Genomic DNA, 22,619 nt, shown 5'->3' on the forward strand with positions numbered 1-22,619 from the left:
CTATTACATATCTGGTGCAGGTTCGTCTTTCACGTAGGCGCCCGGCGCTGGTTCGATGATTGGCAGTTTTCCATTCTCCGCGTGTCGGGCCTCTACCTCGCCACCGCCAAACTGCTCGGCCCAGGCAATCCAGTCTGGCCACCAGGACCCTTCAGATTCCTCGGCCCCCTGTAGCCATGCATCGGGCTCCAGTCCTTCCTCCTCGTTAACTCGGTAACCGTATTTTTTTCGTTCCGGCGGGTTGATAATGCCAGCAATATGGCCAGAGCCACCAAGCACAAACCGAACAGGGCCGCCCAGGCAGCGAGAGCCTCTATAACAGGAAGTCCAAGGCGCAATGTGGTCTTCGATGGCTGAAGCAAAGTAGCTTGGAACTTTGACTTTACCCAGATCAATGGGTGTGCCGGCCAGCCCAATGCCACCAGGCTCACGCAGTTTGTTATTCAGGTACATGTTGCGCAGATAGAAACTGTGCATGGCCGCGGGCATGCGGGTTGCGTCTGAGTTCCAGTACAGTAAGTCGAAGGGGGCAGTGTCCTTGCCAAGCAGATAGTTGTTAACGAAGAACGACCATATCAAGCCATTGGCTCTCAGCATATTAAACGCCGTTGCCATGGATGCCCCGTCGAGATAGCCTTGTTTATCCATGGCCTTCTCAAGCTTGCTGATGGCGTCTTCATCGATGAACACTTTCAGATCGCCCACATCTGAAAAGTCCAGCATGCTGTTGAGAAAGGTTGCACTCTTGACCCGGTCATCTTCCCGGGCAGCCAGCCATGAAAGTGTGCACCCCAGCAGGGTGCCTCCAATGCAGTAGCCCACGGTATTGAGCTCTCGCTCGCCGGTCGCTTGTTCGATGGCATCCATGGCTGCTACAGGGCCTTCGAGCATGTAATCTTCAAAACTTTTATGGGCCAGCTCGGCTCCCGGGTTTATCCAGGAAATCACGAACACAGTATGACCATGTTCTACCCAATAGCGGATGAATGATTTTTTCTCGCCAAGATCGAGAATGTAGTATTTGTTGATCCAGGGTGGCACTACCAACAAGGGTCTGCGATGAACCTTTTCTGTAGTTGGCCGGTACTGGATCAGTTGCATCAACTCATTCTGGTAGATCACATCCCCGGGTGTGTTGGCCAGGTTCTCACCAACTTTGAATGCGTCGGGGTCAGACATGCGAAAAGGCAGAGGGCCCTCGCCCTCATCCAGATCGCGCAACAGATTAGCCAGGCCCCGCAGCAGGTTAGCGCCCCGAGTCTGGATGGTTGTGCGCAGCACTTCCGGGTTGCTCAGGATAAAGTTGCTCGGCGCAAGAGCATCGGTCATCTGGCCCGTGAAGAAACGCAGTTTGAGCCTTGTATGCGGGTCCACGCCTCGCACGTCATCAAGGGTATCCATAATCCAGCGGTTTGATAACAGATAGGCCTGCTTGATGACATTAAAGGCAAGCGCATCTGTCCAGGCGTGGTCACGAAAACGCCCGTCACCCGGTTCGGGCTGAGCCACATCCAGGGGCTTTTTGCCAAGACCACTGTACAACAAGCCCGACCAGAAGCGGCTGCTGTCCCGGATAAGCCGCATTTGCGCGAGAATGACGGTGTCAGGTTGCGTTGCAAGCTTTCCTGTCAGTTTTACGAAAGGTTTTGCAATGCTCTTGATGCTGGTGGCATTGGGTTCGCCGCCCCGTAGCCGGCGCATGATTGAGCGCTTCAGCAGGTTACGGCCATGCTCCCCAGCTCGTATTAACGACTGGGGCACAACGTCAGGCTCGAATTCGGGGGAAGAAGATTTCTTAATCGGTTTCTCGGACATAGGCACAGTCTCCACATCGCGGACAACGGGCCGCGGACCTGTTAAAAAAGCTGCGACGAACGCAGGAATTGAGCGCGTTTGTCGCGGCAAAACTCAACTACATATACACGCCACCATTCACATTAATCTGCTGGCCTGTAATGTAATCGCCTTCAGCTGCCAGAAATACGACGGCCCGGGCGATTTCTTCGGGTTGGCCGAAGCGGCCCATGGGTACTCTTGAAATGATCTGTTCACGGATATTTGCGGGCACCTGTGCCAACATTTCAGTTTCGGTAAAACCGGGAGCAATGGCGTTTACTGTAACGTTGTGCTTTGCAGCTTCAAGCGCCAGGGTTTTTGTAAAAGCGATGATACCGCCCTTACTCGCCGCATAGTTGGCCTGCCCGAAGTTGCCAGCCTGGCCAACGAACGAGGTTATGTTGATGATGCGGCCGTATTTTTGCTCCAACATGATGTTCAGCACTTCAGAACATGTGGCGTAGACGCTTCCCAGGTTGGTATCAAGCACCTCGTTCCAATCGTCGTCTGTGAGCTTCCTCATGGACCTGTCCCGGGTAATACCAGCATTGTTTACCAGTATGTCGATGCGCCCCCAGGTATCGTGAACCTCCTTGATCATACTCCGTGCCTCGGGCATTTTTGAAAGATCTGCCTGAATGGCCAGCGCCCGGACGCCAATGGCTTCGAGTTCTTTTATAACGGCGTCTGCATCGGACGCCCTGGAGCGGTAATTAATGGCGACATCAGCGCCGCGCTGGGCAAGCTGAAGCGCGATGTGGCGTCCGATCCCACGGGATCCACCGGTAACGATTGCTATTTTGCCTTTCAGATCCTGCATGGCACTCTCCTTGGTCTGTTGTTGTTACTTCACACTTCGAATTATATTTATTGGATGAATACAACATGGCAACACGCAATACGTTTGCGAGGTACTCCTAAATCAAGCTAGCAGAGCCCTTCTGGCTTCACAAGGAGCCAGGTCAAAGCAACGCATCATGCTGAGCGAATGAAGTCCCGCAGCTTTGGAGCAATGGATTCGCGCCACTGGCTACCGTTGAAAACACCGTAATGGCCAACGCCTTCCTGCAGGTGTTGCACCCTGCGGGAATCTGGCACATTCACGCACAAACTATGGGCGGCGCGAGTTTGGCCTGGGCTGGAGATGTCGTCTTTTTCACCTTCTACCGTCATCAGGGCGGTATTGCGAATGGCCGCCGGCTTTACGAGTCGTCCCCGGTGTTCAAAGCAGCCTCTGGCCAGATGAAACTCCTGAAAAACACGCTGAATAGTGTCCAGGTAATAGGTGGCTGGCAGATCCATTACGGCCAGATATTCGTCGTAGAAGTTGCGGTGACGAGTAACCTTGTCGGATTGCTCGTCGCGAATGGAGCGGAACAAACCGCGGTATGCGTCAACATGGCGGTCGAAGTTCATATTCACAAAGCCGGCCAGTTGAAGGAATCCAGGGTAAACCTTTCGCATAGCCCCGGGGTAGGGAGCCGGAACCGGATGGACGAGATTGCGTTTGAACCAGGCCAGTTTGTTCTTGGTGGCGAGTTTGCATGGGGCAGTCGGGTCCACGCGGCCATCTACCGGGCCACTCATGAGTGCCAGAGAACGCGGTGTTGCAGGGTGGCCATCTTCAGCCATGATTGCCGTAGCCGCAAGCACCGGTACGACAGGCTGGCAGACCGCGAGTACGTGAGTGTCTGGGCCTAGATGGTCAATAAATTCAATTACATAGTCGATGTAGTCGTCAAGGCCAAAGTCTCCATCGGAAAGCGGTACCTTGCAGGCATCACGCCAGTCTGTAATGTATACGTCGTGCTCTGGCAGCATGGCCTCTACCGTGCCGCGCAGAAGCGAGGCAAAATGGCCAGACAGCGGCGCAACGATCAGCAATTTGGGGTCGTTGGGACGCTGCACGTCGCGCTGGAAGTGCTTCAGCTGAGCAAAAGGTTTGCGCTTTACAACGGTTTCACTAACCCCAACCACTTCCCCGTCACAAATTGTTGTTGACAGGTTGAATGCAGGTTTTGGGTAGCGGCGGGTAAGATCACCAAACACACCATAGGCAGAGGCTACGCTGCGTGCACCAGGAATGCGGGAGACCGGGCTCCAGGGGTGCTGGAGCAGTGTGCTTTGGGCTTTGGTCAACAAACGCACCGGCTCCAGTGCTACTCGGCCTATCTCGTGGGCAAAATACATCATAATATTGTCCTACTTGGGTTCCGGGTTATGGCCTCGCGTGCCAGCAGGTTATTGGCAAACAGGGTTTTCCACATTAACACCTTTCTGGAAAACCGAAACAAGAAGCTGAAAGTGTTTACACTTTTGAAGGTTGCGGGTGATTTAACACTAAAGAGCCAACTTTGCGCTTCTCAAGCGAATCTTTACTATAGAGCTCGCCACCTCTTTCCATAAGGCTTTCATGAAATTTCCGACTGTTACCGTGATTCTGGTTATAGCTGCTCTGGCATTTGTTCTATGGGATCAAACCCGTGAGCAGCCACAAGCCGTTGATGCAAGCCGGTTTACCAACCTGGGATCGAACCCCGCAAAACTCAGCGACACCGTAGACTGGCTGGTTACACAGGTGCCCTCGTTATGCGAACAGGCCACTGGCCAGGCTAAGGGTACTGAAGCTAGTGCCAGTTGCGTCAAGCAGGCAAGAACCCGCACCTCAGCTTGCCGGCGCGGGATCTACGATAGATTCCCAGGCGTTGTAAGCTCAGATGCGGTCTTTCGGGATGTGTCGATTACGCTGATTAACTGTCTTGTGCAGGATGCATCACCTTAGTACCACCGGCACACGGTGATACCCGCCCACAGGCGCCACTTCCCGCTCCAGCGGCTCTCCGGGGGCTAGTTCAATTGTCTGCACAGACGTGAGAATAGTCTGCAGAGCGATACGCAGTTCCCATGTAGCTAGCAGCCTGCCTGGGCAGACGTGTTTGCCAGCACCATATAGGAGGTTGTTGGCTGCATTGCCTTCCGGGTCAAACTGGCTGTTGTCGAACACAGATTCATCGCGGTTGGCGGAAGTCCAGTTCAATTTCACCCGCGCACCAGCAGGGATCTCCCGGCTACCGATATGAACGGGGCAGGTGGTTACACGGCGGTTGGATACAAACGGGTTATCCAGGCGCAGTATCTCATTGATGATGGCTTCGGCTTCAGGATTGGAGGCTTCTCGCACCTGCTTAAGTAGTTCAGGATGCTGGGCCAAGTGAGCGATGATGACGCCAACACACAGCGCGATGGAGCCCAGATCCCCGCCTGTCCAGTTACGCAGAATTGAAACCAGTTCCGCTTCGGTCAGTTCACGCCCATTCACTGTTTCGCGGCATAGCTTTGTCGTCAAATCGTCGGGAGCGCTAGCACCAGCAGCACGTCGTGGTTGGACAACCGAGCGAATAATTCCATCAAACTGCTCAGCAACCTCTGCCATCCGCCTGTGGTCGCCGGAGCGGGTGGCAGCATGGTTTTCTTTCATCCAGGCCAGTAGCTTTGGTTCTAGCTCCTCAGGCCACCCCAGCCAGGCGCACTGGGCGCGAACGGCAAATACTGCACCTATATCGTTAACGGCATCCAGTACTTCACCTTTGGGCAACTCAGCGATTAGTTGGTTGGCAACGCGCTTGAAGGCTGGCACGAATGGTTCCACCGCTTCCTGGCTGAGATACCGCTCGATCAGGTTTCGGTAGAGCGTGTGTTCCTCCCCATCAAGCCCGTTCGGAACTTGTAGGTAGCGGGAAACCTGGCTGGAAAAACGCTCATGATCCAGGGCGGCGGCCAAAACGTCGGCATGCCGCAGCAGCACCCATTCACCCCTGATGTTTCGCACAACTGGATGCTTCGGGCGCAGCTCATCGGTATACGCTCTCAAGTCCCGGCCAGTTGCGGACAAGTCATCCGGCATGTGGTCTGTCATAGTGACTCCTTTGCCATCAAAATCATATTGCCTGGCCAGCATAGCGGTAATTGCTTGAATCAAAAATGCGAAAGCGCAAGACTGCGGGGGATTTGCCCGGTATTTTGCCTGATCGACAGAAAAGGAGAGTCCATGCTTATTTGTGGTGTTGAACTAAGTGGAAGTGATGCCGTGGTGTGTTTGCTGAATCTGGATGCAGGGCAGTTCAGCCTGCCGGATACCAAGGTTCGCAAAATCACCTTGAAGAAGAACCACACCCGTGAGGATCTCCAGGCATTTCAGGCGTCTTTTGCAGCGTTTCTGGCAGAACACGGGGTGAAAAAGGTGGCCATCAAAGAGCGCATGCCCAAAGGCAAGTTTGCCGGTGGTGCCATCAGTTTCAAAATGGAAGCAGCTATTCAATTGATGCGAGAGACGGATGTTGAGGTAGAGTTGCTTTCATCAGCAACCATCAAATCAACATTGTCTGCCAAGCCGCTGCCCATTCCTTTTGCAGAGACAGGGTTGAAGATGTTTCAGGAAGCGGCGTTTGTTGCGGCTTATGCAGGGCATCTGGCGAAGTAGCCGCGCTTGGCACTTCGCCTGATGCACATCCTGTTACTGTGCTGTTGTAACGTATTTCAGAATCTCGACCACCTGCTCGGGAGTTTGCGCCCACGCCATGGCGGATGCGTCTACTTCCTTCAGTGGGTGGATAATGTCTTCAGCGTGCAGGGTAACGTAGGGCGTGCCCATAGCGGCACAGTAGCCGGCATCAAAGGCCGCGTTCCATTGTTTGTACTTGTCACCGAAACGGATCACCGCCAAATCGCATTGCTCCAGCAGAGTTTTGGTGCGAATGCCGTTTACCTTGGATGACTGGTGATCCCGCCAAAAACCTACATCTGGCTTGCCCAGCATATCGCCGGCTGCATCGCTGGCTTCGTGGTTTGTAACCGGTGCGGTGAATTCCACAGGTAATCCCGCGGCTTCTGCTCCAGCCTGAATTTGCTCACGCCAATCAGTGTGAATTTCGCCAGAGAGATACACAGTCCAAATCATGGAGTTCTCCTAAGTAAAATGGATAAGGGGAGGGTTCAAACCTGCGAAGCCCTATTATAGCCCAGCAAGTTAGAGATTCTCAGCCCGGTTAATCCCTATCATCGTCAGCCACTTTCGCCAGCTGAGCGCGAGTCTTCAGGCGCCCCTCTCGGCGAATCTCGGCATTATCGAACCGCTGTCGCTGTTTTGCGGTTTCTGGCACAACGGCCGGAACATTTACCGGCTTGTCGTCTTCATCCAGAGCTACGAATGTGAAGAAGGCCGAGAGAATATGACGGGTTTCGCCGGTGTAACTGTTCTCCGCAACAACCTTGGCGCCGATTTCCATAGATGACCCCCAGCTACGATTCAGCGCTAAACTGAACAGCAAGGTGTCATTGCCTTTTGCAGGGGCACGAAAATGAATGGAATCCACCGCAGCAGTCACACAAACACAGGTGGAATGTCGCTCGGCAACCACCAGAGCCAGGCGGTCGCATTTTGCCATGATCATGCCGCCGAATACGGTGTCGTGGGAGTTCATATCGTTGGGAAACACTTTATAAACGTGCTTCTCAATGGCCGAGGCGGATACGGGTTTTGGTGCAGGGTTTGGCATAACGTTCTTTCTCTGCGTTGATTTTAAGCTAAGGTTGATCGTGAAAGGTGCGGCTGAGGGTACTACATCTTTAACTGTGCCGGGCCAAGCTTGTATTTTTTCCAATTGCGCCAATCATATATAACCAGAGAACAATCTTTCATCAGATGCGAGGAGTTCAATGGACTTCAAAGACTATTACGCCGTGCTTGGTGTGAGCGAGTCTGCCTCCCCCGAGGAAATCAAAAAATCCTACCGAAAACTGGCCCGAAAGTATCACCCGGATGTCAGTAAAGAGGAAAATGCCGACGAGAAGTTCAAAGATCTCGGCGAGGCATACGAGGTGCTGAAAGATCCGGAAAAACGCACCGAATACGACCAACTGCGTAAATACGGTGCGCAGGCCGATGGGTCTTTCCAGCCGCCTCCCGGTTGGCAGAGTGCATCCGGTTTTGGTGGTGGCGGTTATACCGATGCAGATGCACGTCAGTTCAGCGACTTTTTTGAAGAAATCTTCGGTGGCAGGCGGGGTGCCGGCCCCGGCGCAGGAGGCTTTTCCAGCGCTGAATTCGGTGGAGCAGGGGGTGGTTTCAGGCAGAACGTTCGGGTGCGTGGTGAGGATGTTCACGCACGGCTGGCGCTGTTCCTGGAAGAAGTGTTCAATGGATGCGAGAAGCAGGTGTCCTTTGTCGTCCACGAGGCTGATGAACACGGCCGCATAGTTGCACGCCAGAAAACCTTGAAGGTGAAAATCCCGGCCGGTATGCGTGAAGGGCAGCATCTGCGGCTGAAAGGCCAAGGTTCGCCGGGAATTGGAGGTGGCGAGCCAGGTGACCTGTTAATAGAGGTTGAACTGGCACCACACCCCCTTTTCAGTGTGGAAGGCCGGGATGTTGTGGTGACGGTTCCCGTGGCGCCATGGGAGGCGGCATTGGGTGCAACGGTTACCGTGCCGACGGTGGGCTCAAAAGTGAACGTGAAGGTGCCAAAGGGAACCTCTTCGGGTCGCAAACTTCGCCTCAAAGGCAGGGGTTTGCCGGGCAAGCACCCGGGTGATCAGATTGTTATCCTGCAGATCACCATACCAGAGCAGCATTCTGCTGAAGCAGAAGAGCTCTACAAGCAGCTTGCCGAAGCTGAAAAAGCGTTCAACCCACGCAGCAAACTCCATCTGTGAAGGGGAGAGTAAACAATGAGTGAAAGAAACAGTGTTCTGACCGTTGAAGTAATGGACTCAGATGGCAGCACCTTCACCCTTCACGAAGTGTGCGAGCGTGGTGAGTGTCATGCGGAGTTTGTGATCAAGCTGGTCAACTACGGCGTTATTGCGCCTGTAGAACCCGCAACCGAAGCACGGCAGTGGCTGTTTGATGTGGCGGCTCTGGCTCGGCTGCACAAGGCCAGGCGTTTGCAGCGCGACCTTAAAATGAACCTTCCGGGCCTTGCCATGTCGCTGGAACTTCTGGATGAGGTTCAGGAAATGCGCAAAGAGGTGGATCGCCTCAACCGGCAACTGCAGCAGTTAACGGGGGAGTGGTAGCGCTGCTTGCTGCCACTCGTCCGTAAGATTTTCTCTACGGATTCTCGCCGAGCGCCCTGATCTCGGCGTAAATCTTTTCTGCCTCCTCCATCAGGGTGCCGTGGCTTCTTAAATCTCTATTGCGCTGCGCATGCAGCGCTTTCGCCAGTTTTGCTTCGTACGCTTTCTGCAGTTTCTTCTTCGGATCACCCTTCAAGAATCCCAGCATTTTTTGCGCCTCGCATTTGGTTCCTGTTCATAAGGTTACGCAGGTTCTGTCTGAAAGTTCATAAATTATTCGAGTCTATTGCTGGACAAATTTCATTTGTGGGATTAAATTCCCAATTAACGTTTTGGGAAAATTTTCCCATATTGTTCGGGCGGTCGAAGTTCGATTGCCGAACCCGTGAAAACAGCCTGGAGAAGAACCATGAAGCACAATCTTTTAGTCTCAGCGATAAAGTTAGCTCTGACCGGCGCCCTCGCGGGTTCACTTCTAGCCTGTGGTGGCGGCTCAGAAGGCTCAGACTCCGCCGGCGTTTCGTCCGGCACCAGTGTTGGCCGGGTATCTGGCTTTGGTAGCGTGTACGTGAATGGCACCAGGTTCAGTACCGATGGCACCGTAAAAAGTTATGACGGTATTGAACGTGAAGAACAGCTAGAGAAGGGCATGATCCTGAAGGTCCGGGGTGACTGGGATGGTCAGGGAGAAGGCAAAGCAAGAACGGTCATTTACGATGACACCTTGCGTGGCCCGGTTACGTCAATGACCTGGGACGCAGCCAATCGTACCGGCGAAATTGTAATGCTTGGCCAGACAGTGTTTGTGGATGGCCAGACTGTATTCCGCGGTGCGACCCCCACACTAATGGCGAGTAACGCAAGCGAGTATCGGGTTCGCGTGAGTGGCTGGCGCACTGCAGAAGGTGAATTTCGCGCAAGTTTTGTAGGGGCCAAATCGGATGGGGTGGATTTTGATGATGTGAATGATGTTGAAATAGAGGGCGTTGTGAGAAATCTCGACAAAGTTGCCGAGGCCTTCACCATCAACGGATTCACAATCGACTACGGAAGTGCCACGCCAGAAGATGGGTTCTCTTTGGAGGACCTGACTGAAGGCATGGTTGTGGATGTAGAGGGGGCTCTATCGGCAGACGGGAAAACCATTTTGGCCGCCGAAATTGACGACGAAAGCGATTGGCTTGATGGTGACGATAACGACGTAGAGATCTCTGGCGAGCTGTATGACTACGATGAAACCAATCTGCAGTTTTACATAAACGGCGTATTGGTGCAGATAACGGCCAATACCGAGTTTGATGACATTGGCAAATCCGACTTGCAAAACGGCGTTCACATACAGGTGGAAGGTGAGTACCGCGATGGCCTTTTGTATGCTGAGGAAATCGAAGGCCAGGAAGCGGATGTTGAGCTTGAGGGCGTTGTTGAATCCGTAGATCTGGAGAACGAAACGCTCAGGGTCAGCGGTGTGAAGGTTCAGCTCACTACCAGCACATTGATCGATGAGGGCGACGACAATGACCGGCGCACCCGGGTTCTCGATATTCAAAGCTTCGCAGCGGGTGATTACCTTGAAGTAAAAGGCTACCAGCGCAGCAATGATGGTGGCTACCTTGAGGCCGCAAGCGTGAAGTACGAAGACGAAGACGAAGGGAATTGTGCGGAGTTGGAGGCGTTTGTTACTGTGACGGATTCCGGCTCAATCCGTGTAATGAATCTGGAGATTCTGGCAGGTGGTTATAGCCTTGAGGATTTGGACCTCCAGGAAGAGGTTGAGCTTGAGTATTGCGCTACGGCTGGCGGAGAGTACGAGCTTCAGGCTAGCCCTGATCAGTAAGACAGCGCAAAAACTGGTTGTAGCCTTTGCGGGCGGGCTTGCCCCGTCCGCGCTTCTGGCTTTTAGTGGCTATGTGGGAATATAATCCCAAATATGATCGAGTCCCGTACGAACCCATTGCACCAGGCCCTGTTCCGTATTCTGCGCCCCCTTGCGAGGTTGCTTCTGCGTAACGGCGTTCCCTATGGTGAGTTTGCCGAGCTGGTCAAGCGAGCCTACGTGGAAGCGGCCCTGGAAGATTTCCCCGGCGAACGGCGCAAGCCGTCTGATTCCGGGGCGGCAGTGATGACAGGATTAACGCGCAAAGAAGTTAAGCGCCAGCGGGAGATTCTTGCGGGCCAACACACGGGAAAATTCGAAGTTTTGCACACCAATCGTGCATCCCGGGTAGTGTCTGGCTGGGTGCACGATAGCCTTTTTCAGGACGCTGCCGGAGAGCCAGCTATACTTCCTTTTGATGGGGCGTTGAGTTTTTGTGAACTGGCAAAAAAGTATAGCGGGGATATGCCCCCCCGTGCCGTACTAGACGAGCTGTTAAGGGTTGGGGTGGTGACTGTGGATAATGCCACCGGCCAACTTACTCTGAAGCAAAGAGCCTACGTGCCTGCGGGAGATAGCAAGGAATTGCTCCGGTTCTTTGGCGAGGACGTATCAGATCTTATAGCCACGGTGGATCATAATCTGGTGTGTGGCGAGGGCGATCCAGCGCCTTTGTTTCAGCGCACGCTGAGTTATAACAACATACCTCCTGAAACCATGGAGGCATGGCGAGCCCATGCTGCTGAGCAGTCCCAGAAGTTACTGGAGCAACTGGATTCCTGGCTGGGGCCCGAAGATCGCGATGTTTCAGGTAAGCAGGATGACGCCTCACCGCAGCAATCCTTCAGAACAGGTGTCAGCGTCTTCTATTTTGAAGAGCCACTTTTACCAGAAAATCCCGAGCCAGGCTCTGGAAGAGGGAAAATGACATGAGCGCTCGCCACGAGCCAAAGTTTGTTTGCCGCTGGGAGCCTACTGTCCTTGCTAGCACCCTGTTATCTGCTCCCAGCCGTGAGGTGATAAAACACTGGATTAGTGCAGTAGCGTTTCTCGATGAGAACCAGCACCCCGTTTTGTTGTCGATGAACAGTCAAAACGAGCCAACTTTCAGCCAGCTTGTACAGGCGGCTAATCCGAAGCTTGCCCCTTCTGTAGTGCTCAATGAACTTTTGCGTAAAGGTATTGTTGAGCAACTGGACAGTGGGCAGGTTCTGCTCAGACGAAGCACCTACATACACGATGTGCCCAGTTTCGAGGTGACGCCCGCTGTTCGGCGCCAAAACGACAGGCCCGGCCAGAAGGCAGGCAGGCGGCGCAGTGATGAAGTTTGATACACACCTCCTCCGAAACTGCATAGCAGGCCAATTTGAAACGGTGAAATTAATGAAAGTGACACTCCGCAAACGTGTGTTTCCTGCGCTGGCGACACTGCTGGCTATGGGGTTGTTTTCAGCTTGCGGCAGTGAGCAGCAAGTAGCAGACGGCGGAATTCGCGGTACTGGGTCTAGTGTTGGGCCTGTATCGGGGTTTGGTAGTGTTTTTGTGAATGGTGTGAAGTTCACAACTGATGGTTACGTGCGCAGTGATGATGGTATTACAACCGAGAGTCAACTCGATGAAGGGATGATCCTTCGGGTTGAGGGTGAGTGGCGAACTGACTACACAGGTCTTGCCGAATCGGTTGAGTATGATGATAGTTTGCGCGGAGAAATAGCCATTGTTAAGGCTTGGAATCACGCTTCAAAAACCGCTGAAATCAGCATTCTTGGTCAGACAGTTCGAATTGACTCACAAACTGTTGTGAAAGGAAAAATGATCGAAAACGTTGTTGAGGGTGACTTTGCAAGAATGTCTGGGTGGAGGATGCCTAATGGCGATTTTCGGGCCAGCTACCTTGGAGTCCGCACTAATCAGAACAAAAGTAACTTTGACGGCTTCAATGAAGTAGAGCTCGAAGGCAAAATATCGCAGTTGAATACCTACAAAAAGACTTTTTTCATAGGTATGCAGCTTGTTAATTATGGGGGCGCAGAGTTTAAAGGTATTGCCGAAACAGACCTTGCAGACTCGGTAGTGGTTGAGGTTGAGGGTAATTTGGGTAGCGATGGTATTTTTCTGGCCAATGAAATAGAGCCTGATGATTCCCGGCGCTATCGCCAGAGCATGGAGGCGGGCATTGAGTTTGTAGGCCCAGTTACCAGTCCGTTTGAAGTCGGCACTGGTACCTTCAAGGTTAACGGATTAACAGTCGAGGTGACTGGCGATACTAAGTTTGATGATGGTATTCAGAGCAGTGATCTGGTTGAGGGAGCACTGATTCAGGTAGAGGGCAACTTCGTTGCTGACGGAACTGTAAAGGCAGAGGAAATCAGCCTGCGTGAGTCCGATGTGGAAGTCGAGGGCGGCAAAACCTCTGCAATAGATTATGGCAGCCGTCAATTGTCCGTGGGCGGCGTTTTGGTGCAACTCACACCTCTGACCGTTATCACTGATGACAGTGAGCGGCGCCTCAAATTATCCAACCTTGAGGCAGACTTCAGCCTTGAGGTTGAGGGGATAGAGCGCGAGAACAGTGAAGGGCAAACGTTCCTTGAGGCGCTTAAGATTGAGCAAGACGATGATGCACCGGGTTCCGAATATGAACTCACTGGGCGTGTAGCTGGAATGGCGGGTAATGATATCCGTGTTCTTGGCGTGGATATGCGCTTGGATAGCGAGACGGAGTACGACGGTGTTACCAAAGCAGGCCTTCAGGCAAAGATTGATAAAGACGAGCGCCCGATGGTTGAAGTGGAGTATGAGTTACGCTCCGGTGCTTACGTCATCACCGAAATCAAGTTGGATGAACCTGACTGAGTTGACAGTCGCCTGGTGTTGAAAGTGCCCCGGCCAACTCGCCGGGGCAATCTCTCCACATCCCGCCTTTTTAAAGATCCGCAACAAATCCTTGCATAAAGAAGTCCCTCTTTGTCGCCCACTTTGCTACAACTGGTAGTAAGAGGCATCTCAATGGCTGAATAAAAAATCCTTGGGATGCCGGAATACTCTGTTGAGGGATTGAATTATGGCCTCTCGTTTCCTGAAAAACCTGGTTGCCAGCAGGCTGTTCCGGCCAGTGTTTGTTGTTCTGGTGGTGGCTGGCCTGGCACAGGTTTTTATCAGTCAGTGGTTGATAACGGAGCAGGTTGAACGCTTGATAAGCACCGCCAGCTCAGCACTGGAAGCGAGCAGCGACCAGCTTAGCGAATCCTTTGAAAACACCCGCGAGGATGTGCGCCTGCGCTTGCAGACCATGCGGGAGCAAAGCGTTGGTGAGCTGACGCAAGAACTTACGTCCAAGCAAAGTCAGCAGCAGGAACGCGTGGCAGCAAATGTCCGCAATGCTGTTATGGCAGAGGCACAGGGCTTGGCTGATGTACTGGCAGCGGTAGCGGCCCCACTCATTTGGGACCGGGATATTCCAAAACTGACTGATCTTGTGGAGTTGGCTGATGCCAGAGAGTCGGTTCTCTTTGCAATCTATTTTGATCAGTACGGTGAACGCATGACCCGCTATGTTGATCGCACCGATGAGCGTGTACGGGCCTTGATGGAGCAAGGTGAAGGGCGCGGCGCTGCAAACCGCGTGCTGGAGGCTGCAGGCCGTGATCCGAATGTCGTCATTATAACCGCAGACATCAAACCGAAAGGCTCGGCGATTGGGCAGTTGAAGATCGGGCTGTCGCTGGATGGTATTAACAGAGACCTCGCCCAGCTGGAAGACGAGTTCAATGCCGTACTCGCCAGCAGTGTCGAGACCTCAAGGCAAACCCTGGAAGCAGAAACCGGCCAGGTAAATCAGCGCCTTCAGCACCAGCTGACGGATATCGGCGCGGTTACGCAAGCCCATATCAACGATACGGTTGATGCGCTTCGCCTTGAAGCATCAGGCTTGTCTTCGAGTCTCTCACTGGTGGCTGTAAGCTCCATGGTCATTCTTCTGGTATTGGTGGCAGCCGTGCTTGGGGGCAGTGTGTTGCCTCGGGTTTTGCGCCTGAACTCAGCCATTCGCGGCATTGCCGATGGTGAGGCGGATCTGACTCGCCGGGTTAACCTGAAGGGCAACGATGAGCTAACGGAAATGGCCCGGGGTGTGAACCAGTTTATTACCCGCATTCAGGAGTTGGTGTCCGATGTTAAGAGCTCGGCAGAATCGGCAGCAGGGCAGGCCCGGGCGCAGGGTGAAGTCAGCCGCGATGCGGTGAAAGCAGTCAGTGCCCAGCAGCAAGAAGTGGTAGAGGTGTCCGAAACCATGGCCGCTATGTCTCAGAGCATAGCGGGTGTTGCCCGGGATATTCAGGAAGTGGCTGGTGCCGTAAGCAATGTCAGCACGGAGAGCGATGCGACAGCGGCTATTTCCCGGGATGTATTGAAGCGCCTTGATGAGGTTGTGCTGGATGTACAGAAGGCGGTGGATGCGGTCAGCACTTTAGATAAACAAAGTACGCAAATTACCTCGGTTTTATCGGTTATCGGGGCCATTGCGGAGCAGACCAACCTGCTGGCTCTTAATGCGGCTATTGAGGCCGCCAGGGCTGGTGAATCAGGTCGTGGTTTTGCGGTTGTTGCCGATGAGGTAAGAACTTTGGCAAGCCGGACACAGGAGTCCACCACCGAGATCGAAGCCATCATTGCGCAGCTACAGCAGGGCAGCAAACAGGCAGTGACGGTGATTGCTGAGGTGTCTGAACAAGTGGCTGAATCGTCTGCAGAGTTTCGTCGAGCCGATGAGCATTTTGACCAGATCAACCAGCTGCTCAGCAGTTTGCAGGAACAGGCTCTGAGTATTTCAGCTGTGGCGGAGCAAGAGGGCCGGCAGGCGGAAAGCGTAAGTGTGAGCGTTGAAGGCATCGCGCGCACGGCTGAGGCCACTGTGGAGGCGATTCAGCGTTCCGATAAGGCCAGCCTGGAGATCAGTGAGCTTCTGGTGGCGCTTCAGAAAAACGCATCCCAGTTCCGTGTGTAACGGAACCGGGTTTCCTGGGCGGGAGGCTCTTGCTCAGTTGCAAAGCCGCGCCCGGGCGCTTTCATATTCTTGCTTCAATCTTGATACCAAGGCTTCAACACTGACCACATCGTTGATCTGGCTTACTCCCTGGCCAGCGGACCACACGGTCTTCCAGGCCTTGGCTTCATCATCCACGGGTTTCAGTTTTTCACCGTAATTGATTTCGCCCGCCTGGTTCAGCTTGTCCATATCAAACCCAGCAGCTTCCAGGCTTTGTCTCATGAAGCTGGCAGGTATGCCAGAGACGGCTGGCGTATGGATAATGTCACTGGATTCAGATTCGATAATCATGGTGCGGTAGGCATCGTCTGCCTGGGATTCGGTGGTGTTGATAAAACGCGTACCCATGTAGGAAAGGTCTGCCCCAAGGGCTTGCGCGGCTAATATGTCTTCGCCATGAGAGAGCCCACCGGCCAGCAAAATGGTGCCATCAAACACTTCGCGGATTTCGTGAACCAATACAAACGGGTTGATGGTGCCGGCATGACCGCCAGCACCTGCAGACACTGCAATAATGCCGTCTACTCCGGCCTCGGCGGCTTTGCGGGCGTGCTTCTGGTTGGTTACATCGTGAAAAACCACCCCGCCGTAGCTATGCACGGCTTCTACCACTTGGCTCGCAGCCCCAAGCGACGTGATAATCATGGGTACCTGGTGCTTTGCACACAGCTCCAGGTCGGCCTGCCAACGGGGGTTGGAGCGATGCACGATCAGGTTGACGGCATAGGGAGCAATCCTGGCTTCCGGGTTTTCTGCTTTCAGTTTTTCAAGGCCCTCGTTCATCTGAATCAGCCACTCTTCAAAGCCTTCGCTTGTGCGCTGGTTCAGTGCCGGGAAGCTCCCCACAATCCCCTCCCGACAGCATGCAAGCGCCAATTCGGGGCCAGAGATCAGAAACATGGGTGCTGCGACGAGAGGAAGATTGAGAGAATCCTTGTTAAAGGCGGGCAGTGGCATGATATCTCCTTAATTTGTATTGGAACTTATGTAGGATATAGAGGATCTTAGCTTGCCTGACTGATTGTGGGAATGTTCGCCTGCTAACAACTATCGGGTTACCTCTGAAAAACGACAAAAAGGAGTCAAAAATGGGTGAAGCAAAACGTCGTAAACAAACCGGTGCGCCACCACCCCGTAAAACCAGTTCGAAAAAGCCCTTGGTTATCGGAGTGAGTGTTCTGGTTCTGGTCGCACTTGTTGTTGGCGTTTACTTCCTTACCGCAGCTCCGGCACCAACATCGAGTGAATTGCCGGTTGCTGCGCCCAATGCAGAAGCCTTCCCCGCAGAGCTGGATCAATACGGCGTTTCTGTCGGTGCTGCCGATGCGCCGGTGGTTGTGCGTGAATTTGCAGATTATCAGTGCCCGGCCTGCGGCCTTTTTGCGTCGGCAAGCAAGCGTTTGAAGCAGGAGTATGTGGAGGCAGGCACTGTTCGCTTCGTGTATTACGATCTACCACTGCAGCAGCATCAAAACGCCTTTCCTGCAGCCCAGGCTGCCCGTTGTGCAGGCGATCAGGGGGCTTACTGGGAAATGCACGAGCGCCTTTATGAATCACAAACGGAATGGAGCGGCTCCAACGACCCGATTGCAACCTTTACCCGTTACGGCAAGGACCTGGGGCTTGAAGAACGCCGGTTGCGCCGTTGCATGACAACCGAGTTACACCGGGAAGTTATTGAAGCGAGCCGTCGTGTTGCCGTGCAGTTGCGAGTAACCAGCACACCCACCGTACTTGTGGACAACATTCGCCTCACCCGTCCCGGTTGGGGACAACTTTCAGCCGTTGTGGAGCGGGAGCTGTCCAAGGCTGCAAAGTAGGTGGTGGTTTCCGGTCGCGGCCAGCCCTGACTTGAACCTGGGCCAGAGTGAGTTAGAATCTTCGCCCTTTCTGGCTTAAACCTTCCAGATACATTAAACCCATGCTCCGGATTTACGATTCGGCCCGCAGGAGATTTGCTATGAGCAACAATGTTGTTGTGTGCGCGCTTTATAAGTTCGCCGTTCTGAATGATTACAAAACCCTTCGCCAACCGCTGCTCAGTATCATGCAGACAAACGATGTGCGCGGCACTTTGCTGCTGGCCCGTGAAGGTATTAACGGCACCATTGCCGGCAGTCGAAGTGGTATCGATGCAGTTAAAGCCTGGCTTGATGCTGACGAGCGTTTTAGCGGCGTTGATTACAAGGAGTCGTTTGTTGATATTCAGCCGTTCAAGCGCACAAAGGTGAAGCTGAAGAAAGAGATCGTCACCATGGGTGTTGAGGGCATTGATCCCAAGCGTATCGTGGGTACCTATGTGGAACCGGCAGACTGGAACGCCTTGATTTCAGACCCAGAGGTTCTTCTGGTCGACACCCGCAACCAGTACGAAGTTGAGATTGGCACCTTTAAGCATGCCATTAACCCCGCCACGGATACTTTTCGCGAGTTCCCGGAATACGTTAAGCAAAACCTCGACCCGGCAAAACATAAAAAAGTTGCCATGTTCTGTACTGGCGGTATTCGTTGTGAAAAATCCACAGCCTACCTGCGAGAGCAAGGTTTTGAGGATGTTTATCACCTCAAAGGCGGCATTCTGAAGTATCTGGAAGATGTGCCGGAAGAGCAGAGCCTTTGGAAAGGTGAATGTTTTGTATTTGACGATCGGGTTACGGTCAATCATCGTCTTGAGCGCGGCGGCTACGACCAGTGCCATGCTTGCCGTCGTCCGATTACCGAGGCGGATAAGGAGCACCCGGATTATAAGCAGGGTGTGAGCTGCCATAACTGTATTGATTCTTTGAGCGAAGAACAGAAGGCGCGCTTTGCGGAGCGGGAACTGCAGATGCGCTTGGCTGAAGAGCGGGGCGAAGCTCATGTAGGGGGTGACGCTGCCCGTGTTATTGCTGAGCGCAAAGCGCGCAAGAAAATTGAACGGGAGCGCCAAGCCCAAAAAAGCTTGAAAGGTGAGCGCCAAAGCGCACCCGCTCGTTAACATGTGTTAATACGCTTGAGACAACTTTTGAGGAGTACTTCCATGAGTTTTAAGAAAACCGTTGCCATTATTGCTATTTCGGCTGCACCACTGGCCTACGGCCAAGGTGCCAAAGACTGGCAAGGCGAGGCAGAACTCGGGGTACTTATCACTTCTGGGAATACAGAAGAAACGAATATCAACGGGCGCTTGGGGCTGGTGCATGAGGTAGACGACTGGCGAAACATGGCAGATTTCAGCTCCAATTACTCTGAATCTGAAAATAGCGACACAGGTGCAGACCAAACGACGGCCGAGAAGTATAAAGCGGCGCTTGAAACCAACTACAAGTTTGATGAACGCCAGTACTGGTTTCTGCGCGGCGCCTATGAGAAGGATCGTTTCTCCGGGTATGATTTCGAGTCCACCGCATCCACCGGCTACGGAAATCGTGTTTGGCAGCGCGGAGAGCGCTCCTTCCTCGATCTGTCGGCGGGCGCCGGTTATCGTTATAACAAACTGGAAACCGTGAATTCCGACGGTGACGATGTTGAAAAAGAAGCGATTGCGCGGCTGGCGGCTCAGTTCAACTACGCGCTTTCTGAAAATGCGCTGTTTCATCAGAGGCTGAGTACAGAAATCGGATTGGATGAGAACAACGTTATCAGTCAGTCCGAGACCGCTATTAAAGCGAATATTATGGGCGATCTCTCCATGAAGGCTGCTTATCGGGTGAAGCATGTATCCGATGCGCCAGCGGGCGTCGATTCAACGGATACAGAAACATCCCTGTCTCTGTTATACGGCTTCTGAGCTGGTGCTTACACCTTGTTCCTGAGCCCTAATCCGTCAGGGTAGGGGCTCAAGTACTGTTGCAGACGCAGGTAATCGGCCGGCTCCCTGCGCTGCGCCATTCTCAGCAATGTCATGGGCACAATGAGCGGCACTTCGCCGCGACCGTAGGCTTCAATTTGCTCTGTCAGAACCTTGCGATCCTCGCCTTTCATCGCATCCCGTAAATAGCCCATCAAGTGCTGCATTACGTTTATATGGGAGCCCCGGCTTACCTTCTTGGTCATAGCTTCCATGAATCCCTGAATGTAGCGGCCGGCAATAACGTCCAGGGCTTCTGATTTCAGATCGCTCAGCATTGGGCCCAGCTGTCGGTAAATTTTCTCTGAGTGAGCCAGCAGCTGAAATTTGTGGCGGGTATGGAATTGGATCAGTGCTTTGGCAGAGAGGTTTTCGCCGCCAACATTCTGCATCCAGTCGTCATAGGCGAATACCCGCTCGATGAAGTTCTCCCGTAATGCGTCATCGTTCAACCGGCCTTCTTCTTCCACCGGTAGCAAGGGGTAAGCGCGCATCAGCGCCTCAGCAAACATTCCCTGACCATCCCGCCTGACAACCTGGCCCTCTGGATTATGAATCTTGATGCGTTCCATACCACAGCTCGGTGATTTGGCCATCAGAATGTAGCCGCGCAGGTCGGCCAGATGCGGAAGAATCCCGTTTGTGAAATCCTGCATGGCGGCGGTGTGGTCGGTAGACCCTTTGGCCTCTATCAAGCGAATGCCGTCAGGGTATTCCCGCAAATGAATGGCAGGGCGGGGGACGCCCAGACCGGCTTCCAACTCAGGGCAAATGGGGCGAAAGTCGAAGTGTTGTGACAGCACTTGCGTGCAGTAGCGTGAATGCTTGTGGCCGCCATCATGGCGAACCTCTTTGCCTAACAAACAGGTACTGATTCCTACAGGAATACCGCTCACGTTTTGCCCCGCTGCCTTAGCTTGTGATCGTTGAGTGCTAAAACGGTAGCCTAAGTCTCGTGAGCATTACAGGCAAGCGGTAGTGCTTAAAATCTTTGGTGGGGCACATCGGGATTGCCTACCAAGGAGGGTTTGGCAGTCAATAAAGCACTAGTGGCCATAAACCATCATGGTTGTATTTGTAATGGCAAAGTCGGTGAACTGAACACTGCCAATGCTGACTTGCCCCACTTTGAATACGGGCATGTCAATGTCGGCCCGGAATTCGACGTCGTGAACCGATAGGCCTTCTATGCCAGTCGCTGAACTAGTGCCCTTGGAGAGTTTTGCCGTTACGCTGGCCATACCGAAGTGGCCAAGAGTGTCGTTGCCTCGCCGGTTATGAATTTGCAGGCCTTCAATTCCAACGGCTGCAAAGTTAAACAACAGAATGACATCTGCCGCATCCCAGTTCAGTCTGCCGTTGGTGACTTCAAAGTGAGTGTCCAGTTGTAATTCAGCCCCGGACACTATGTTGCCATTGCCAAGCGTTCGGTTTGAGCCGCTGGCGTTGCGAATAACCAGGTCCGTAGGGCCTACATAGCCTTGCAGAAACACATCGGAAAACAGCGAAGCAGTGCCACCATTTCCGCCTGTACCACTGGTGGTGACGCTCTCTACCTCCAGCTCGAAATCCACAGCTCGCAAATAGTCTGTCAGGCTGGTTTCGTCACCATAATCGGTCGCACCCAAGTGAATCACCAGATCGCCACTATTGAACTGTTTTCCGAACTCACCATTTACGGAGTATTTCGTCAGGGCATCAGCAACATTGGCATCGCTGGTGCCAAGAAGGCCAGCACTGGCCCTGCGCGCGATTTCTGAAAATCCATGCTCCAGAACTTCACCCGTTCCGGCAATATCCACCGTCAGTTTGATGTTATCCAGAACAGTGTCGTTATGCCCTGAAATTCGCAAGTTGTTCACACTCAGCATGCCTTCATCTTTCCAGCTCAGGCGGTCGATGCTGATCTTGGTTTCCAGCTCAATGGTTACCCCGGCCTGGCCCGTTACCCCGGAGAGAATACCGTCATCCAGCGGCTGAAATTCGGCCATGGCAGTAGTAGGAAGGGAGAATGCAAGCACCCAGAGTGAAAGCGCTGTAGATCTCATTGTGCGGCGACAGGTGTGCGGATACATCATGACGGCCCCGGTTTCATGTTTGTTTTGTTGTTGTTAGTAGTAGGGAGCCTTTATCAGGCTCCCGGGCCGCAGGGGACAGCGAAACCAATGCAGCGGGAATAAAGCTTTGTTACACGTTGTTACGATAGGTAGGAGGCAGCGATATGTCTGTGCGGTTGATCACAGTTGGCGGATTGGCTTGGAGAATGGCCTGCCTGCTGGGCTGCCGTCTCTAACTGGAGCTCAGGGCCTTTTGAATCATAACTTTCTGGTGCTCAGCAAACTCCCGAATCAGAGCCTGCGCCTGCTCCACATCCCGTGCCAACACAGCCTGCGGAAGGCGCGTAAAAAACTGGCTTGTCTGAGTCAAGCCATGGCGATAACGCTCCGCGCTCAGGTAGTAAGCACGACTAACCGCCGGTTTGAAGTTTGTAAGCGCCTCGGTGAGATAGGGGTTGCCTACTAAATCACAGCAGGCCTCCATCACCTCAAAACTGGCCTCAACCACCGCCGTAATATCTGCTGAGGGCGTCTGCATTTGCTTTACCGCTCTAGAGACCACGGCCATTACACGCTCCCTGTCGCTGTCCTGCCAGCGCTCACACAGCCGCACGGCAAGCATCATCAGGAGATGCATATAAACGTCGTACAGCTCGGAGGCATGTTCGGCATCCAGCTTTGACGCTGATGCGCCTTTTCTGGGTGTGATCTCCACTAGGTGCCAGCGCTCAAGGGTATAAAGCGCTTCTTTCACTGACGCTCGGCTGACCTTGAGTTCGGTGGCCAGAGTGGCCTCCTGGATGCGCTTACCAGGCTGTATTTGCCCGGTCATGATGCGCTCTGCCAGGTAGTTGGCGATCTGCTCCGCCAGGGTGTTAGGCACCTTGAAATCCATAAAGG

The 22,619-nt window shown here is 53.4% G+C and carries 23 protein-coding genes; 12 read left to right on the forward strand and 11 right to left on the reverse strand.

Annotation, left to right across the window (positions count from 1 at the left end):
- Window positions 1-3: 3 nt before the first annotated feature.
- From CDH47_RS03450 to CDH47_RS03460, 3 genes are all read right to left on the reverse strand, one after another.
- Window positions 4-1,815, reverse strand: coding sequence for a class I poly(R)-hydroxyalkanoic acid synthase (locus tag CDH47_RS03450; protein ID WP_100638411.1), 1,812 nt, complete (start codon window positions 1,813-1,815; stop codon window positions 4-6).
- A 97-nt stretch (window positions 1,816-1,912) separates the two neighbouring features.
- Window positions 1,913-2,656, reverse strand: a complete 744-nt coding sequence (fabG, locus tag CDH47_RS03455) for a 3-oxoacyl-[acyl-carrier-protein] reductase (RefSeq protein ID WP_100638412.1) — start codon at window positions 2,654-2,656, stop codon at window positions 1,913-1,915.
- 155 nt (window positions 2,657-2,811) lie between these two features.
- Entirely contained in the window at window positions 2,812-4,029 is a 1,218-nt protein-coding gene (locus CDH47_RS03460) for a polyhydroxyalkanoate depolymerase (protein ID WP_100638413.1), read from the reverse strand.
- 220 nt (window positions 4,030-4,249) lie between these two features.
- Between CDH47_RS03460 and CDH47_RS03465 the strand changes: the two genes are divergently transcribed.
- Entirely contained in the window at window positions 4,250-4,618 is a 369-nt protein-coding gene (locus CDH47_RS03465; RefSeq protein ID WP_100638414.1) for a hypothetical protein, read from the forward strand.
- Here the strand turns inward: CDH47_RS03465 and CDH47_RS03470 are convergent.
- Window positions 4,610-5,752, reverse strand: a complete 1,143-nt coding sequence (locus CDH47_RS03470) for a cytochrome P450 (RefSeq protein WP_100638415.1) — start codon at window positions 5,750-5,752, stop codon at window positions 4,610-4,612. The genes CDH47_RS03465 and CDH47_RS03470 overlap by 9 nt on opposite strands.
- A 132-nt stretch (window positions 5,753-5,884) precedes the next feature.
- Between CDH47_RS03470 and CDH47_RS03475 the strand changes: the two genes are divergently transcribed.
- Window positions 5,885-6,316: a DUF3010 family protein gene (locus tag CDH47_RS03475; RefSeq protein ID WP_100638416.1), complete on the forward strand. Its 432-nt coding sequence runs from the start codon at window positions 5,885-5,887 to the stop codon at window positions 6,314-6,316.
- Window positions 6,317-6,349: 33 nt separating this feature from the next.
- Here CDH47_RS03475 and CDH47_RS03480 read toward each other — a convergent pair whose 3' ends face one another.
- Together CDH47_RS03480 and CDH47_RS03485 are read right to left on the reverse strand one after the other, a co-directional pair.
- Window positions 6,350-6,793 carry a YtoQ family protein gene (locus CDH47_RS03480; protein WP_100638417.1) on the reverse strand — a complete coding sequence of 148 codons (444 nt, stop codon included), beginning with the start codon at window positions 6,791-6,793 and terminating at the stop codon, window positions 6,350-6,352.
- A gap of 88 nt (window positions 6,794-6,881) precedes the next feature.
- Window positions 6,882-7,391 (reverse strand): acyl-CoA thioesterase, encoded by a 510-nt coding sequence (locus tag CDH47_RS03485; RefSeq protein WP_100638418.1) that lies wholly within the window; start codon window positions 7,389-7,391, stop codon window positions 6,882-6,884.
- A gap of 160 nt (window positions 7,392-7,551) precedes the next feature.
- Here CDH47_RS03485 and CDH47_RS03490 point away from each other — a divergent pair, with 160 nt between their 5' ends.
- Window positions 7,552-8,547: a DnaJ C-terminal domain-containing protein gene (locus CDH47_RS03490; protein ID WP_100638419.1), complete on the forward strand. Its 996-nt coding sequence runs from the start codon at window positions 7,552-7,554 to the stop codon at window positions 8,545-8,547.
- A gap of 15 nt (window positions 8,548-8,562) precedes the next feature.
- Complete coding sequence (locus CDH47_RS03495; RefSeq protein WP_100638420.1) at window positions 8,563-8,910, forward strand: chaperone modulator CbpM; 348 nt, start codon at window positions 8,563-8,565, stop codon at window positions 8,908-8,910.
- Between the two features lie 34 nt (window positions 8,911-8,944).
- On the opposite strand, the gene CDH47_RS17475 is transcribed toward CDH47_RS03495, so the two are convergent.
- On the reverse strand, window positions 8,945-9,118 hold the full coding sequence (locus CDH47_RS17475) for a DUF6435 family protein (protein ID WP_153045458.1): 174 nt from the start codon (window positions 9,116-9,118) through the stop codon (window positions 8,945-8,947).
- A gap of 201 nt (window positions 9,119-9,319) precedes the next feature.
- Here CDH47_RS17475 and CDH47_RS03500 point away from each other — a divergent pair, with 201 nt between their 5' ends.
- From CDH47_RS03500 to CDH47_RS03520, 5 genes are all read left to right on the forward strand, one after another.
- Window positions 9,320-10,747 (forward strand): DUF5666 domain-containing protein, encoded by a 1,428-nt coding sequence (locus CDH47_RS03500; protein WP_100638421.1) that lies wholly within the window; start codon window positions 9,320-9,322, stop codon window positions 10,745-10,747.
- A gap of 93 nt (window positions 10,748-10,840) precedes the next feature.
- Window positions 10,841-11,719, forward strand: a complete 879-nt coding sequence (locus CDH47_RS03505) for a DUF6502 family protein (RefSeq protein WP_100638422.1) — start codon at window positions 10,841-10,843, stop codon at window positions 11,717-11,719.
- Window positions 11,716-12,117, forward strand: coding sequence for a DUF6502 family protein (locus CDH47_RS03510; protein ID WP_100638423.1), 402 nt, complete (start codon window positions 11,716-11,718; stop codon window positions 12,115-12,117). The genes CDH47_RS03505 and CDH47_RS03510 overlap by 4 nt, the downstream gene beginning before the upstream one ends.
- Before the next feature lie 52 nt (window positions 12,118-12,169).
- The gene (locus tag CDH47_RS03515; protein WP_153045459.1) at window positions 12,170-13,642 is read left to right on the forward strand and encodes a DUF5666 domain-containing protein; all 1,473 of its coding nucleotides are present in this window, start codon (window positions 12,170-12,172) and stop codon (window positions 13,640-13,642) included.
- A gap of 208 nt (window positions 13,643-13,850) precedes the next feature.
- A complete protein-coding gene (locus CDH47_RS03520) occupies window positions 13,851-15,791 on the forward strand; it encodes a methyl-accepting chemotaxis protein (RefSeq protein ID WP_100638425.1) in 1,941 nt (646 codons plus the stop codon).
- 33 nt (window positions 15,792-15,824) lie between these two features.
- Here CDH47_RS03520 and CDH47_RS03525 read toward each other — a convergent pair whose 3' ends face one another.
- The gene (locus CDH47_RS03525; protein WP_100638426.1) at window positions 15,825-16,790 is read right to left on the reverse strand and encodes an NAD(P)H-dependent flavin oxidoreductase; all 966 of its coding nucleotides are present in this window, start codon (window positions 16,788-16,790) and stop codon (window positions 15,825-15,827) included.
- 131 nt (window positions 16,791-16,921) lie between these two features.
- On the opposite strand from CDH47_RS03525, the gene CDH47_RS03530 reads away from it, so the two are divergent.
- The 3 genes from CDH47_RS03530 (at window position 16,922) to CDH47_RS03540 (ending at window position 19,602) form a co-directional block, all read left to right on the forward strand.
- Complete coding sequence (locus CDH47_RS03530; protein ID WP_100638427.1) at window positions 16,922-17,653, forward strand: DsbA family protein; 732 nt, start codon at window positions 16,922-16,924, stop codon at window positions 17,651-17,653.
- Window positions 17,654-17,793: 140 nt separating this feature from the next.
- Window positions 17,794-18,810, forward strand: coding sequence for an oxygen-dependent tRNA uridine(34) hydroxylase TrhO (trhO, locus tag CDH47_RS03535; protein WP_100638428.1), 1,017 nt, complete (start codon window positions 17,794-17,796; stop codon window positions 18,808-18,810).
- 42 nt (window positions 18,811-18,852) lie between these two features.
- Window positions 18,853-19,602, forward strand: a complete 750-nt coding sequence (locus CDH47_RS03540) for a DUF481 domain-containing protein (RefSeq protein ID WP_100638429.1) — start codon at window positions 18,853-18,855, stop codon at window positions 19,600-19,602.
- An 8-nt stretch (window positions 19,603-19,610) separates the two neighbouring features.
- On the opposite strand, the gene CDH47_RS03545 is transcribed toward CDH47_RS03540, so the two are convergent.
- The 3 genes from CDH47_RS03545 to CDH47_RS03555 all read right to left on the reverse strand — a co-directional run bounded on the left by CDH47_RS03545 (window position 19,611) and on the right by CDH47_RS03555 (window position 22,614).
- Complete coding sequence (locus tag CDH47_RS03545) at window positions 19,611-20,558, reverse strand: YbgA family protein (protein WP_100638430.1); 948 nt, start codon at window positions 20,556-20,558, stop codon at window positions 19,611-19,613.
- A gap of 150 nt (window positions 20,559-20,708) precedes the next feature.
- A complete protein-coding gene (locus CDH47_RS03550; protein ID WP_239985558.1) occupies window positions 20,709-21,740 on the reverse strand; it encodes a DUF6160 family protein in 1,032 nt (343 codons plus the stop codon).
- A gap of 211 nt (window positions 21,741-21,951) precedes the next feature.
- Complete coding sequence (locus CDH47_RS03555; protein ID WP_100638431.1) at window positions 21,952-22,614, reverse strand: GntR family transcriptional regulator; 663 nt, start codon at window positions 22,612-22,614, stop codon at window positions 21,952-21,954.
- Between the last annotated feature and the right edge of the window lie 5 nt (window positions 22,615-22,619).

It is taken from the genome of Marinobacter salexigens, assembly GCF_002806945.1.
GTDB lineage: Bacteria > Pseudomonadota > Gammaproteobacteria > Pseudomonadales > Oleiphilaceae > Marinobacter > Marinobacter salexigens.

What these genes read in the sequence shown, in the direction of transcription:
- CDH47_RS03465 (WP_100638414.1), top strand. Translation starts at nt 4,250, where the DNA reads ATGAAATTTCCGACTGTTACCGTGATTCTGGTTATAGCTGCTCTGGCA.
- CDH47_RS03485 (WP_100638418.1), bottom strand. Translation starts at nt 7,391, where the DNA reads ATGCCAAACCCTGCACCAAAACCCGTATCCGCCTCGGCCATTGAGAAG.
- CDH47_RS03510 (WP_100638423.1), top strand. Translation starts at nt 11,716, where the DNA reads ATGAGCGCTCGCCACGAGCCAAAGTTTGTTTGCCGCTGGGAGCCTACT.
- CDH47_RS03450 (WP_100638411.1), bottom strand. Translation starts at nt 1,815, where the DNA reads ATGTCCGAGAAACCGATTAAGAAATCTTCTTCCCCCGAATTCGAGCCT.
- CDH47_RS03475 (WP_100638416.1), top strand. Translation starts at nt 5,885, where the DNA reads ATGCTTATTTGTGGTGTTGAACTAAGTGGAAGTGATGCCGTGGTGTGT.
- CDH47_RS03550 (WP_239985558.1), bottom strand. Translation starts at nt 21,740, where the DNA reads ATGATGTATCCGCACACCTGTCGCCGCACAATGAGATCTACAGCGCTT.
- CDH47_RS03505 (WP_100638422.1), top strand. Translation starts at nt 10,841, where the DNA reads ATGATCGAGTCCCGTACGAACCCATTGCACCAGGCCCTGTTCCGTATT.
- CDH47_RS03540 (WP_100638429.1), top strand. Translation starts at nt 18,853, where the DNA reads ATGAGTTTTAAGAAAACCGTTGCCATTATTGCTATTTCGGCTGCACCA.
- fabG (WP_100638412.1), bottom strand. Translation starts at nt 2,656, where the DNA reads ATGCAGGATCTGAAAGGCAAAATAGCAATCGTTACCGGTGGATCCCGT.
- CDH47_RS03525 (WP_100638426.1), bottom strand. Translation starts at nt 16,790, where the DNA reads ATGCCACTGCCCGCCTTTAACAAGGATTCTCTCAATCTTCCTCTCGTC.
- CDH47_RS03520 (WP_100638425.1), top strand. Translation starts at nt 13,851, where the DNA reads ATGGCCTCTCGTTTCCTGAAAAACCTGGTTGCCAGCAGGCTGTTCCGG.
- trhO (WP_100638428.1), top strand. Translation starts at nt 17,794, where the DNA reads ATGAGCAACAATGTTGTTGTGTGCGCGCTTTATAAGTTCGCCGTTCTG.
- CDH47_RS03460 (WP_100638413.1), bottom strand. Translation starts at nt 4,029, where the DNA reads ATGATGTATTTTGCCCACGAGATAGGCCGAGTAGCACTGGAGCCGGTG.
- CDH47_RS03490 (WP_100638419.1), top strand. Translation starts at nt 7,552, where the DNA reads ATGGACTTCAAAGACTATTACGCCGTGCTTGGTGTGAGCGAGTCTGCC.
- CDH47_RS03480 (WP_100638417.1), bottom strand. Translation starts at nt 6,793, where the DNA reads ATGATTTGGACTGTGTATCTCTCTGGCGAAATTCACACTGATTGGCGT.
- CDH47_RS03470 (WP_100638415.1), bottom strand. Translation starts at nt 5,752, where the DNA reads ATGACAGACCACATGCCGGATGACTTGTCCGCAACTGGCCGGGACTTG.
- CDH47_RS03500 (WP_100638421.1), top strand. Translation starts at nt 9,320, where the DNA reads ATGAAGCACAATCTTTTAGTCTCAGCGATAAAGTTAGCTCTGACCGGC.
- CDH47_RS17475 (WP_153045458.1), bottom strand. Translation starts at nt 9,118, where the DNA reads ATGCTGGGATTCTTGAAGGGTGATCCGAAGAAGAAACTGCAGAAAGCG.
- CDH47_RS03555 (WP_100638431.1), bottom strand. Translation starts at nt 22,614, where the DNA reads ATGGATTTCAAGGTGCCTAACACCCTGGCGGAGCAGATCGCCAACTAC.
- CDH47_RS03495 (WP_100638420.1), top strand. Translation starts at nt 8,563, where the DNA reads ATGAGTGAAAGAAACAGTGTTCTGACCGTTGAAGTAATGGACTCAGAT.
- CDH47_RS03515 (WP_153045459.1), top strand. Translation starts at nt 12,170, where the DNA reads ATGAAAGTGACACTCCGCAAACGTGTGTTTCCTGCGCTGGCGACACTG.
- CDH47_RS03530 (WP_100638427.1), top strand. Translation starts at nt 16,922, where the DNA reads ATGGGTGAAGCAAAACGTCGTAAACAAACCGGTGCGCCACCACCCCGT.